This window comes from Actinacidiphila acididurans (assembly GCF_016918855.1).
Classification (GTDB): domain Bacteria; phylum Actinomycetota; class Actinomycetes; order Streptomycetales; family Streptomycetaceae; genus Actinacidiphila; species Actinacidiphila acididurans.
This window is the reverse complement of record NZ_JADKYB010000032.1, coordinates 64858-78271: the sequence shown is the minus strand read 5'-3', so window position 1 is coordinate 78271 and position 13414 is coordinate 64858. Positions and strand designations below refer to the sequence as shown.

General features: G+C 75.5%; 7 protein-coding genes. 5 read left to right on the top strand and 2 right to left on the bottom strand.

All coding sequences use genetic code 11. The annotated features are described in order from the left end of the window. Nucleotides 1-932, top strand: a 932-nt coding sequence (locus ITX44_RS37725) for an IPT/TIG domain-containing protein (protein WP_236062368.1), incomplete at its 5' end; no start/stop codon positions are given. 112 nt (nucleotides 933-1044) lie between these two features. Here ITX44_RS37725 and ITX44_RS37720 read toward each other — a convergent pair. Both ITX44_RS37720 and ITX44_RS37715 read right to left on the bottom strand, forming a co-directional pair. Further along, entirely contained in the window at nucleotides 1045-1233 is a 189-nt protein-coding gene (locus ITX44_RS37720; RefSeq protein ID WP_205363941.1) for a hypothetical protein, read from the bottom strand. A 259-nt stretch (nucleotides 1234-1492) separates the two neighbouring features. Further along, a complete protein-coding gene (locus tag ITX44_RS37715; protein ID WP_236062367.1) occupies nucleotides 1493-2179 on the bottom strand; it encodes a hypothetical protein in 687 nt (228 codons plus the stop codon). Between the two features lie 491 nt (nucleotides 2180-2670). Between ITX44_RS37715 and ITX44_RS37710 the strand changes: the two genes are divergently transcribed. The 4 genes from ITX44_RS37710 to ITX44_RS37700 are packed head-to-tail and all read left to right on the top strand — an operon-like array spanning nucleotide 2671 to nucleotide 13359. Then, on the top strand, nucleotides 2671-4590 hold the full coding sequence (locus ITX44_RS37710; protein WP_205363939.1) for a fatty acyl-AMP ligase: 1920 nt from the start codon (nucleotides 2671-2673) through the stop codon (nucleotides 4588-4590). After that, nucleotides 4587-11630, top strand: a complete 7044-nt coding sequence (locus ITX44_RS37705) for a type I polyketide synthase (protein WP_205363937.1) — start codon at nucleotides 4587-4589, stop codon at nucleotides 11628-11630. Before ITX44_RS37710 ends, ITX44_RS37705 begins: the two co-directional genes overlap by 4 nt. Continuing rightward, nucleotides 11627-11788 (top strand): hypothetical protein, encoded by a 162-nt coding sequence (locus tag ITX44_RS41905; RefSeq protein ID WP_236062366.1) that lies wholly within the window; start codon nucleotides 11627-11629, stop codon nucleotides 11786-11788. The genes ITX44_RS37705 and ITX44_RS41905 overlap by 4 nt, the downstream gene beginning before the upstream one ends. After that, nucleotides 11785-13359, top strand: coding sequence for an acyl-CoA carboxylase subunit beta (locus tag ITX44_RS37700; protein ID WP_307795667.1), 1575 nt, complete (start codon nucleotides 11785-11787; stop codon nucleotides 13357-13359). Before ITX44_RS41905 ends, ITX44_RS37700 begins: the two co-directional genes overlap by 4 nt. Nucleotides 13360-13414: the final 55 nt, after the last annotated feature.

Below are 13414 nucleotides of genomic sequence, written 5' to 3'. Positions count from 1 at the left end.
GTTTCACGGGTGCGACGTCGGTTCACTTCGGGGTGGCGACGGCCACGAATGTGGTGGTGGTGTCGGATTCGGTGATCACGGCGACGGCTCCGGCGGGTACGGGTACGGTGTCGGTCACCGTGACCACGCCCGCCGGTACGAGCAACGGCGTGCCGTACACGTACAGCGCGGTGCCGGTGGTCAGCGGGCTGAGCCCCACGCAGGGGCCGGTGTCCGGCGGGACCACGGTCACCATCGCCGGCAGCGGCTTCACCGGGGCCAGCGCGGTGAGCTTCGGCGGCACCCCCGCGACATCCTTCACCGTGGTCTCCGACACCCAGATCAGCGCCGTCACCCCCACGGCCGCGACCGGCGCCGTCAACGTCACGGTCACCACACCGGCCGGGACCTCGTCCGGCGGACCGCTCTTCTTCTACGTGGGCGTCCCGGTGCTCACCTCCGATGTCCCCAACTCCGGTCCGGTGGCCGGCGGCACCACCGTCACCCTCACCGGGACCGGCCTGACCGGGGCCACCGCGGTGAGCTTCGGCGGCACCCCGGCGACGTCGTTCACCGTGGTCTCGGACACCCAGATCACCGCTGTCGCCCCCGCGGGCGCGCCGGGTACGGTCCAGATCACGGTGACCACGGTCGGCGGCACCAGCAACGGCGTCGGGTACACCTACCTGTCCGCTCCGACCGTCACCTCGCTGAGCCCGACCCAGGGGCCCACCTCGGGCGGGAACACCGTCACCCTGACCGGTACCGGACTGGGCGCGGTCACCTCCGTCCTGTTCGGGGCGCAGCCCGCGTCGTTCACCGTCATCTCAGACACCACGGTGACGGCCGTCGTGCCCCCGGGCGCGGCCGGAGCGGTCAACGTCGTCGCCGCCTCCCCCGGCGGCTCCAGCTCGCCCGTCGTCTACACGCGGGTCGCCCCGCCCCAGATCTGAGCGGTGGGTCACGCCCTGCGCTCAGCGGGGCTCGGCGCGCCGGCCGGTGCCGTACCAACGGCACCGGCCGGCGCGCCTGTTCGCGTTTTTCCCTGCCGCTCCCGGCTGCGGGTCATGGCGCGGGCGGGTGCACGTCGCGGAGCGGCGCGGTGTCCTCCTCCTCGTATCCGGGGCGGGCATTCCCGGTCATCGGGCCGATGGCCGCCGGGAGGACGATCCAGCCGTCGAGAAAGAATCTGGGGACCACCGCGGAGGGCTCCGGGGAATCGTCCCGGTCGGGTCCGGCACCGAACTCTGTCATGCCTGCACAACGATCGGCGTACGGTCATGCACCGGGGCCGATCGGGTGAGGGGCCGGCCGGGACGGCGTGCCGTGGGCCCGGCCGGATACGGGTGCGCTAACGAATCGGCCCGCACAAACCGGCGCTCTCGCATGGGCACGCCCACATAGGCACGCACAAACGGGCCCACACGAAAATGCGGGCCCGGGGCCGGGGAGAGAATCGGCCCAGGGCCCGCTACGGGGACCCTCGTTCGGGTTCCCGGTCGGGGTCACCCGCTCAGACGGTACAGAAGGGAATGCTGCCCGAAGGAGCGCAATTGTCCGGGGAGTTGCCGCGTACGAAGGAGGCGATCAGCGTCACCGGGCCGGAATTGTCGTAGATCCCCCCGCCGCCATTGGCATCGGTGGCGATATTGCCGACCACGGTGCTGCCGATCAGCGTGGCGGAACCGGTGTCGTTGTACAGGCCACCGCCGTCCTCGGCCGAGTTGTTGCGCAGCGTGCTGGCATCGAGTACGACCGCGCCGCCGAAATTGCCGATTCCGCCGCCCACTTCCTCGGCGGCCCCTTCGCCGCCGCGCAGCGTCACCGCGTTCAAAGTGAGCGAACCCGCGGTGGCCGGGAACACGCCGGGGCCGCGGACCTCGGCGATACGGAAGGCCGGCGCACTCGGGTCCCGGGCGATGTCGGTGCCCAGGCCGGTCAGCCGGATCGGGGTGGTGATCGGCGGCAGCCCTGACGGGCCGTTGACACCGGTGCCGTGCGCGGTGGTGAGGGTGTAGGTGCAGAACGGGGACAGCACCAGGTCGTCACCACCCACCAGATTGGCCGCGTTGATCGCGTTCACGAGCGCGTTCTCGCTGCAGGGCACGAGTTGTACGGCATGGGCGGTGCTCGGCAGCAGGACCAGGCCGGCGGTCGCCGCCGCGACGCCGAACGCGGCCGTGAGTTTACGGGTTCGCATGGGGACACTTCCTTTGCCCTCAATTGCGGGCGCACCAGTCGGTGCCTGGAATGGCACCGACTGGTGGATCCATACCTCCCCGCGAAGGAGCTTGCCCAACGACAACGACGGCCGGGACAGCCATTCCGCAGACAGCCAGGTCGCCGTATGTCGCAACTCCCCCGGAGGAGGTGGGCGGCCCGCCGGTGTGGATGACTCCAGCAAATCACCCGCGGAGATATCAAATCAAGACACTCCGGATTAGTCAGATTAGCGGGTGGGACGTAAGGAGTCGATTTCCTGTACCACCGAAAAAAGCTGACACCGTACCCCCTCGCACATCGAGCTACACCAAGTGGAGGTTTGAAATGGATCGGCGCCGGGCTCTCTGTTACGTTTCTTTGCCTGGCCCTTCATTTCGGGTCCGGCTCCGGGGCCGACCGGCCGATCGAAGCGCAGCGCAGCGGGATGGACGTGGCTTTCCGCGATGCTTCATCCGAATGGAGGCGGTTATGCAGGGGGATCCCTCAACGGAGCCGTCCGCGGCCCTCGCGCCCGACCCGGTGGAAAATGCGGGGGGCGCCCGGCAAACCCTCGTCGATTACCTGTCCCGCAACGCCCACCGGTATCCGCACGAGCCCGCGTTCACCTTCGTCGACTACGCCGCCGACCCGGCCGGCCGGCCCGAAACCGTCACCTGGTCGGGCCTGGACCGCCGGGTGCGGGCGGTGGCCGCCGCGCTCTTCCCCGCCGGCGCGGCCGGCCGCACGATCGCCGTCGTCGCCCCGCAGGGCATCGAGTACGTCACCGCCTTCCTCGGCGCCCAGCGGGCCGGCGGCGTCGCCGTGCCCCTGTTCGTCCCGCGCACCCCGGGCCGCGACGAACGCCTCGCCTCCGCCCTCCGGGACGCCGCGCCCTTCCGCATCCTGACCACCGCCGCCGCCAGGACCGCGGTCGTGGAATTCTGCGCCGCCCACGGCATCGCGGCGGAGCACCGGATCCTGGCCGTGGACGAGCCGGGAGCCGAGCCGGGAGCCGAACCGGGCGTCGAACCGGGCGTCATGGAAGGCGCGGGGGAAGGTCCGGACGTTGCAGGCGCAGCAGGAGGCGCCGTACCGCCCGCCGACTCCCCCCTCCTGCCGCGCCCCGGCGACTGCGCCTATCTGCAGTACACCTCCGGCTCCACCCGGCAGCCCGCCGGCGTGGAGATCACCCACGCCAATGTGGTGGCCAACGTCGGACAGGCGGTGGACGCCTTCGCTATCGACCGGCGCCGTCACCACATCGTCTCCTGGCTGCCGCTGTTCCACGACATGGGCCTGGTCCTGGCCGTCGCCATTCCCGTCGTCGGCGCCGTCCCCTGCGTCCTGATCGACCCGCTCGCCTTCGTGCAGCGCCCGCTGCGCTGGCTGCGGCTGCTCGCCGAGCACAGGGGCGCGATCTCCGCCGCGCCCAACTTCGCCTACGACCACTGCGTCCGCCGCGTTCCCGACCCGCTCGGCTCCGGCCTGGCGCTGCACGACGTGGCGACCCTCATCAACGGCAGCGAACCGATTCGCCCCGGCACCCTCGACCGGTTCCAGCAGGCCTTCGGGCCCTGCGGCCTGAGCCCCACCGCGATCCGCCCCTCGTACGGGCTGGCCGAGGCCACCGTGCTGGTCGCCACCGCGCCCGTCGGCCGGCGGCCCCGGATCACGTCCTTCGACCGGCTGCTGTTCCGGCAGGGCCTGCTGCGCCCGGCGGCCGCCGGGACCACCGCGGAGCACACCACCTTGCTCGTCTCCAGCGGGGTCCCGGCCGGCCAGGAGGTGGCGATCGTCAACCCCCGCACCGGTCACCGGCTGGCGGACGGCGGCATCGGCGAGATCTGGCTGCGCGGCCCCAACGTCGGGCGCGGCTACTGGCGCAACGCGGCGCGCACCGCGAGCACCTTCGGCGCGGTCGTCGCCGACGCGGACCCGGGCCGGCCGGCCGGGCCGTGGCTGCGCACCGGCGACCTCGGGGCGCTGCACGAGGGCGAACTGCACGTCACCGGCCGGATCAAGGACCTGATCATCATCGACGGCACCAACCACTACCCGCAGGACATCGAGGCCACCGTCCAGGAGTCCCACGACGTCATCCGGCACGACCGTGTGGCCGCGTTCGCGCTGGCCGACGAGGACGGCGAACACCTGGTCGTGGTCGCCGAGCACTCCCACGCGCTCACCGACCCCGGGTCCGCGCGCGAAGCCGCCGCCCGTATCGTGCGCGCGGCGGTGCTGCGCGAACACGGCGTCCCCGTCCACGACTTCGTGCTCGCCGCGCCCGGCACCGTGCCTCGCACCACCAGCGGCAAGATCGCCCGGGACGCCTGCCGCCGCCACTACCTGTCCGGCGGCTGGGCGCCGGACGAGGCACCCGACCTGGCCGGGGCCGGTGAGGCGGAATGACCGCCGACCGGCCCCGCGGCCCCGGTCCCGAGGCGGGCCGGCGGCCCCCCGACCACGGCGCCACCGGGACCGCGGCGCTGCTGCGCCGGCTGATCGCGCAGGCCTGCGGCCGCACCCCCGAGGAGATCGAGACCGACCGCCCGCTGGTCGACTACGGCCTGTCCTCCCGGGACGCCGTCGGCATCTCCGGCGAACTGGAGGAGGTACTGGGCCGTACCGTCCCGGCCACCCTGCTGTGGGACCACCCCACCCTCGACGAGTTGCTCCGGCACCTGGACGGCGACACCGAATCCGGATCCGTACCCGGCCCCGAATCCGGCGCCGCGCCGCGCTCCTCCCGGCCACCCGACGACGCCGACCCCGTGGCGGTCGTCGGCATCGGCTGCCGGCTCCCCGGCGGGATCAGCGGCCCGCGGGCGTTCTGGGACTTCCTGCTCGGCGGCGGCGACGCCATCGGCGAGGTCCCCGAGCGGCGCTGGCAGGACTGCGGACCCGAGATCGCCGCCGCGGCCGCCCGCTTCCCCCGGACCGTCCGCTTCGGCGGATACCTGCCGGACGTGGCCGGCTTCGACGCCCAGTTCTTCGGCATCACCCCGCGCGAGGCCCAGTTGATGGACCCCCAGCAGCGGCTGCTGTTGGAGGTCGCCTGGGAGGCGCTGGACCACGCCGGCATGCCCGCCCCCACCCTCCAGGGCAGCCCCACCGGCGTCTACGTGGGCCTGAGCGCCCTGGAGTACGGCTTCCTGACCACCCGCCCGGACCGGGTCACCGAATGGACCGGCACCGGCTCGGCCGGCAGCATCGTCGCCAACCGCGTCTCGTACGCCCTCGACCTGCGCGGCCCCAGCCTCACCGTGGACACCGCCTGCTCCTCCTCCCTGGTGGCCCTGCACCAGGCCTGCCGCGACCTGGCCGCGGGCGCCTGCGACACCGCCCTGGCCGCCGGCGTCAATGTCCTGCTCTCCCCGGCGGTCACCCTGGGCTTCCACCGGGCCGGGGTGCTCGCCCCCGGCGGCCGCTGCCGGCCCTTCGACGCCGGCGCGGAAGGCATCGTGCGCGGCGAGGGCTGCGGCGTGGTGGTGCTCAAGCGCCTGTCGGACGCCCTGCGCGAGGAACTCCCGGTGCTCGCCCTCGTCCGCGGCAGCGCGGTCAACTCCGACGGCCGCTCGGCCGGACTGGTCGCGCCCAGCCAGAGCGGGCAGCAGGCGGTGCTGCGGGCCGCCCTGCGCGATTCGGGCGTGCCCGCCGGCGAGATCGACTACGTGGAGACGCACGGCACCGGCACCCTGCTCGGCGACCCCATCGAGGCGGCGGCCCTCAGCGCGGTCCTCGGCCCGGACCGCGGCCCCGGCCGGCCGCTGCTGATCGGCTCGGTCAAGAGCAACGTCGGCCACCTGGAGGGCGCGGCCGGCATCGTCAGCGTCATCAAGACCGTACTGGCCCTGCGGCACCGCACCCTCCCGGCCACCCTGCACTACCGCGCCCCCAACCCGCACATCGACTTCGCCGCCGGCCGCCTGCGCGTGGTCGGCGCACCCGTCCCCTGGCCCTCCGACGGCGACCGCCCCGCCCGCGCCGGCGTCTCCGCCTTCGGCTTCGGCGGCACCAACGCGCACGCCGTCCTCGAACAGTGGGTTCCCGCGCGATCCGGGGCGGCCGGTGCCCCGCAACCGGCGGCCATGGCGGCCGGTGACCCCTCGGGCGCGGGCGACGCCCGTACGTCCTCGCCCGCGGGCGCTTCGGGCGACGGGAGAGCGCGCGAATCCGCTCCCACGGCCGCGTCCGGTGACACGGCCGTCCGTACGTCGGGCTCCCACGCCCCCGCCCGTGCCCCCGCCCGTGCCGCCGCCCACGGCAACGCCCCTGCCGCCGACCCCGAAACCGCGGCCACCCCGCGGATCCTGGTCGTCTCCGCCCGCTCCGCCGACCGGATCGCCGAGGCCGCCGCCGATCTCGCCGACTGGCTGTCCGGGCCGGAGGCGGCCGGCACCCCGCTGGAGGACCTGACCCGCACGCTGGCCGAGCAGCGGTACGGGCCGGTCGGAGCCGCTGTGGTGGGCCGGGACCGGACGGCGCTGGCGGCCGGACTGCGCGCCCTGGGCGCGGGACGCGCGGCCAAAGGCGTCGTCCCCGCGCACCCGGCCGCCGCGCGCGGCGAACAGGCGCCGCCCGGGCCGGTGTTCGTCTTCTCCGGGTACGGCGCCCAGTGGGAGGGCATGGGCCGCCGGCTGCTCGCGGAGGAGCCCGCATTCGCCCGAGCCGTGGCCGAACTCGACCCCCTCTTCGACGCCATGGCCGGCACGTCGCTGACCGGGCTGATCACCGACGGGGTCCCGCTGACCGACGTCGCCCGGGTGCAGCCGGCCCTCTTCGGCATCCAGACCGCACTCGTGCACACCTGGCGCGCCTATGGCGTCGAACCCGCGGCCGTCGTGGGCCACTCCATGGGCGAGGCCGCCGCCGCGGTGGCCGCCGGGGCACTCAGCGCCGAGGACGGGTTGCGCGTGGTGGTGCGCCGGTCCGAACTGCTCGGCTCGGTGGACGCGCGGAAAGCCGGCGCCATGGCGGCGGTCGAACTCCCCACGGAGGAACGGGCCGCGCTGCTGGGCCGGTTCCACGACGTCGAGGTCGCCGTGGACGCCTCGCCCCGCCGGTGCACGCTCACCGGCCCAGCCGCCGCCGTCGAGGCGCTGCTGGCGGAACTCGACCGGCGCGGCGGCTTCGGCCGGCTGCTGGAGGTCGCGGGCGCCGGCCACTCGCCCGCCGTCGACCCGGTGCTGCCCGCGCTGCGCGCGGCCCTCGACGGCCTGCGGCACCGACCGCCGGACGTCCCCTGGTACGGCACCGTGCACAAGGACCCGCGCCGGGCCCCCCTCGCCGCCGCCGCATATTGGTGCGACAACGCCCGCCGCCCGGTACGGCTGCGCCAGGCGGTGGCCGCGGCGGCGGCCGACGGGCACCGGGTGTTCGTGGAGATCTCGCCGCACCCCGTCGCGTCCCTCCCGGTGCGCGAAACCCTGGACGGCAGTGCGGACGGCGGCCATCTCGTCCTGCCCTCGGGCCGCCGCGACAGCGACGAGCCGCTGGTGCTGCACACCACCCTGGCCGCGCTGCACCTGGCGGGGGTCCAGCGCAGTCCCCGCCTGCTGTGGCCCACCGGACGGCGTACGTCCCTGCCGTCCCGGACCTGGCGGCACACCCGCCACTGGGTGGACGGCACCGACCGGCCCGCGGCCCGGCCGCAGGACCACCCGGTGCTGGGCACCCGGCTCGACGTGCCCGGCACCCGGCGCACCCTGTGGCGCGGCGAAGCACCCACCGGCGGTGACCGGGCCGGCGGCCCGGCCCGCCCGGCGCTCACCCTCGCCGGCTGCGCGCTGCTCGCCCTGGCCGCGGCCGCCGAGGCCTTCGGCCTCACCGAGGACGAGATCGAGGTCCGGGACTTGGCGCTGGACCGCCTGGCACCGCTCGACGACGGCGCCGCGGTGGTCACCATGCTCGACCCGTCCGGGCCCGGCACCGCCGCGGTGAGCGTGCACAGCCAGTCCGCCGTGGGCACCTGGCGCCGGCACGCCGGTGGCGCGGTCAGGGTCGCGGGGCCGGTCACCGGCCACGCCGGACCGGACGGCGCACCGTATCCGGTGGACCTGCCCGCCCCCGGCGCCCCTGACGAGCCGTCCGGTACCGGGCTGCCCGGCCCCGCGCTGCTCGAGGCGGTGCTCGGCGCCCCCGCCACGGCGCTTCGGGCCGAGCCGGGCGGCACCCCCGACGGCGAGGGTCCCGCCGTTCCGGTCGCCCTGACCTCGCTGCGCCTGACCGCGCGGGCCGGGGCGCCCGGTGCCTGCCGCGGACGGCCCTCGCCCGGCGGCGGCTGGTCGGTCCGGCTGGAGGACACCTCGGGCGCCGTCGCCGTCGAGGCCGAGGACGTGGTGCTGCGCGCCCCGGCCGCCGCGGAGACGGCGCCGCCGTTGCGCGAGTGCGCCTACGACCTCGCCTGGGAGGACGCGCCGCTCGGCCCGGCCGGCTCGCCCGCGCCCGCCTCCTGGCTGCTGCTCGACGGCGGCGCGGACGCAGGCCGGGCCGCGGCGATCGAGGCCGCCCTGGAGGAGGCCGACCGCCATGTCACCGTCGTGCGCTGCGCGCCGGACGCGGTGCGGACCACGGTCGGCGCCTGGCGGCGGGACCGCCCCGATCCCGCGGACGGCGTGGTGGTTCTGCTGCTGGCCGGCCTCCCGGCCCGCACCGGCGTGCTGACCGCGGTCCGCGCCGCCCAGGAACTGGCCGCAGCGGACGGCCCGGCACCCCGCCTCTTCCTCGCCACCGACCGGGCCCGGGTCGTCACCGCCGGGGACGTCCCCGATCCCGACCAGGGCAGCCTGCGCGGCCTGCTGCGGGTGCTCGCCCTGGAACAGCCGCAGTTGCGCACCCGCCTGGTCGACACCGACGGCTCGCCGGACGCGGTCGCCGGCCTCGCCCGCGACCTGCTGACCGGCGCCGACGACGACGAGACCGCCTGGCGCGGCGGCACCCGCTACGCGGGCAGACTGGTGCGCGCCGCGGTGGACACCGGCACAGCCGTGCCCTTCGTCCGGCCGGGCGCCGCCTACATCGTCACCGGCGGGCTCACCGGCCTGGGCCTGGCCACCGCCGGCCGGCTCGCCGAACGCGGCGCGGGCCGGGTCGTCCTCAACGGCCGCCGCCCGCCCGGCGGTTCCACCGAACAGGCGGTCGGCGCCCTGCGCGCGCTCGGCACCGACGTCGCGGTCGTGCTCGGCGACATCGCGGCGCCCGGGACCGCGGCACGCCTGGTGGAGGCCGCGACCGCGGGCGGCCGGGCGCTGCGGGGCGTCGCCCACGCGGCGGGCGTGCTGCGGGACGGCACGATCGGCGCCGTCGGCCCGGACGACCTGGACGCGGCGCTGCGGCCCAAGGCCGACGGCGCCCGGCACCTGGACGAGGCCACCGCCGGCCACGACCTCGACTGGTGGCTGGCCTTCGGCTCGGCGGCCGCGCTCCTCGGCTCCCCGGGACAGGCCGCCTACGCGGTGGCCAACGCCTGGCTCGACGCGCTGATCGAACGGCGCAGGGCGCGCGGCCTGCCCGGCCAGACCATCGCCTGGGGCCCCTGGGCCGGCATCGGCGCCGCCCCCGACATGACCGCGCTGGCCGTGGCCCCCATCGTCCGCGACGACGGCCTCGACCTGCTCGAACTCCTGGTCCGCTCCGGCCGCACCCGCACCGGCGTGGTCCGGCTGGACGCCCGCCGCGTCACCGACGCCTTCCCCGGTATCGCCGCCGTGCCGTTCTTCGCCCCCGCGCTGACCGGCCCCGGCGGCCCGGACGGCGCCGACGACGCGCTGCGGGCGGTCGTCCCCACGCCCGACGACCTGCGCGCCCTCGGCCCCGACGCGGCCCTGGCCGCGGTACGCGAACCGCTGCTGCGCCGGGCCGCCGCCATCATGGGCTTCGCCGGCCAGGACTTCGACACCACTGTGCCGCTCACCGACACCGGCCTCGACTCGCTGATGGCCGTCCGGATCCGCAACGCCGTCAAGAACGACTTCGGCACCGACCTGCCCGACACCCTGTTGCTGCGCGGCGGCAGCCTGGACGACGTCGCCGCCGCCCTGCTGGCCGCGCTGTCCCCGGCCGCGGCCCCGCCCGGCGGCGCCGCGGCCGGTACGGAATCCCCGGCGCGCGACCGTACGGCGGTGCCGGCGTCGGTGTCCGCCGCGCCGGCGGGGGAGGGGAAGGCGGTACGGTCCGACGGCGAGCTGTCCCTCGCGGCGGCCGGCCCCGTACCCCCACCGGACCTGGACCGCGCCGCCCCGTGTCCCGACGGCTCCGGCCCGGACGGGGACCGGCACCGGCCCCCCGACACCCACGAGAACACCCCCTTTCCGGCCGGGCCCGGCGGCGATCCGCCGCTGCCCGGCCACGTCCTGCCCCGGGACGCCGCCGAGCGCCTGGTCGCCGGGGTGTGGACGCAGATCTCGGGACAGCAGGCGCGCGGGGTGCACCAGGAGCTGCCCGGCGCGCGCGAGGACCCCACGGTGGCCGCGCGCATGGTGGCGCGGCTGCGGGCCCGGCTCGGCGGCGAGCGCCGGATCCTGACCGCGCAGCAGATCCGCGAGCACCCCACCGTGGCGGCCGTGGCCGACCTCGTCCGCCCGCTCATGGAGGGCGGCCGGGTCGCAGGGTCGCTGCGGGTGCTGCGGCCGGCCCGCGGCGGCACCGGCCCGGCGCCGCTGTTCGTCTTCCACCCCGCGGGCGGCTCCACCAGCGTGTACCAGCCGCTGGCCGATGTCCTCGGCCCCCGCTGGCCGGTGCTCGGACTGGACCGGGTGGAGGCGCTGACCAGCGTGGAGGACAAGGCGGCGCACAGCGTACGGCTGATCCGCCGGGCCCAGCCCCGGGGCCCGTACCGGCTGCTCGGCTGGTCCTTCGGCGGCTGCCTGGCCTACGAGACGGCCGCGCGGCTGCGCGAGGCCGGCGAGAGCGTGGAGTACCTGGGGCTGATCGACACCATCCTGCCCGCCGCGCTGCCCCAGATCGACGAGCGCGAGCTGCTGCTCCAGCGGTTCCGGCGGTTCGCGGAGTACGTCGGGACCGCCTACGGGCGGCGGCTGGACCTGCCGTACGAGGAGATGGCGGAGCTGGACGACCAGGGCCAGACGGACGTCCTGATGCGGCATGTCGCCGCCGCCGGGCTGGAGATGAGCCCCGGCGTGATGGAGCACCAGCGCACCTCCTACCTCGACGCCCGGATCGGCGAGCGCTACCGGCCGCGTCCGTGGCCGGACCCCGTCGTCCTCTACCGGGCCCGGCAGCCGCAGGCCCTGACCACCGCAATCGACCCGAGGTACCTGCGGGACGACGAGGACCTGGGCTGGGGTCCGCTGTGCCCGCGGCTGACCGTCGTCCCCGTCCCCGGCGACCACCTGTCGCTGATCGACCCGCCCCATGTGGACGTCATCGCCCGGCATCTGCGCGCCGCGCTGGACGGCCAGGGACACCCCGACCGGAAGGAAGGACCGTGACCCCCACGCATGCCCGCAGGACCGGCGCGCTGACCGCCGCCCTGCGCCTGGTGACACCGTCCACGCGGGCCGCCGCCGCGCGACCGGTCGCCGTCCGCGGCCCGCGTGCCGCCCGGCCGGCCCCTACCGCCGCCATCGCCGCCCAGGAGGAGCCGTGACCGTCACCTCCCCGCGCGGCACAGCCCAGCGGCTCGCGGAATTCCTGCGGCGCGAGGCCGAACCCGCCGCCGCCGGCTCCCGCGAGGCGGTCGCCCAGCAGCACGCCCGGGGCAAGATGACCGCCCGCGAGCGGATCGCCGCCCTCCTCGACCCCGGCTCGTTCGTGGAACTCGACGCCATGGTGCGGCACCGCTGCCACGACTTCGGGATGGCCGAGAACCGGCCGGCCGGCGACGGCGTGGTCACCGGGTACGGCACCGTGGACGACCGCCAGGTGTTCGTGTTCGCCCAGGACTTCACCGTCTTCGGCGGCAGTCTCGGCGAGATGTACGGCCAGAAGGTCGTCAAGGTGATGGACCTGGCGCTGCGCACCGGGTGTCCGGTCATCGGCCTCAACGACTCCGGCGGCGCCCGCATCCAGGAGGGCGTGGAGTCGCTGGCCCTGTACGCGGAGATCGTCAAGCGCCATGTCCGCGCCTCCGGCGTCGTCCCGCAGATCTCGCTGGTGCTCGGGCCGTGCGCCGGCGGCGCGGTGTACGCGCCGGCCATCACCGACGTGGTCGTCATGGTCGACGGCATCTCGCACATGTTCGTCACCGGCCCGGACGTGGTGCGCGCCGTCACCGGCCACGCGGTCAGCCGCGAGGAGCTGGGCGGGGCGACCGGCCACAACGCGGTCTCGGGGGTGGCCCACTACCTCGCCCGCACCGAACAGGAGGCGTTCGACTTCACCCGCGCGCTGCTCGGCTACCTGCCCGCCAACAACATGGCGGAGCCGCCGCACTACCCGGACCCGCGCGGCTACGGCGTCGCGGACCGCGCCGACGCGCTCGACGACGTGATCCCCGACGACCCCCGGCAGCCGTACGACATGACGGACGTGCTGACCGCGGTGCTCGACCACGGCGAGCTGCTGGCGATCCAGCCGCGGTTCGCGCCGAACATCATCTGCGGCTTCGGCCGGATCGAGGGCCGCAGTGTCGGTGTGGTGGCCAACCAGCCGCTGCACGGGGCCGGGGCGCTCGACATCGGCGCCAGCGAGAAGGCTGCGCGGTTCATCCGTATGTGTGACGCCTTCCATGTACCGATCTTGACGTTCGTGGATGTGCCGGGATTCCTGCCGAGCCTGGAGCAGGAACGGTCCGGCATCATCCGCCGCGGGGCCAAGCTGATCTATGCCTACGCCGAGGCCACCGTCCCCATGGTCACGGTGATCACCCGGAAGGCGTACGGCGGTGGGTACGGGGTGATGGGCTCCAAGCACCTGGGCACCGACGTCAACCTGGCCTGGCCGACCGCCGAGATCGCGGTGATGGGCGGCGAGAGCGCGGTCGGGCTGCTCCACCGGGACCGCCTGCGGCGATCCCCGGAGCCCGAGCGGGAACGCGAGCGGCTGCGGACGGAGTACCAGGACGCGCTGTGTCACCCGTACGTGGCCGCCGAACGCGGCTATGTCGACGCCGTGATCCGGCCGCGCGACACCCGGGCCCATGTCGCCGCCGCGCTGCGCATGCTGCGCACCAAGCGGGCCCCGGCCGTGACCCGCAAGCACGGCAACATCCCGCTGTGACACGGCATCCGGGACGCCGGGCCGCCGGCGGCCCGGCATCCGCTGCCACTCGGGC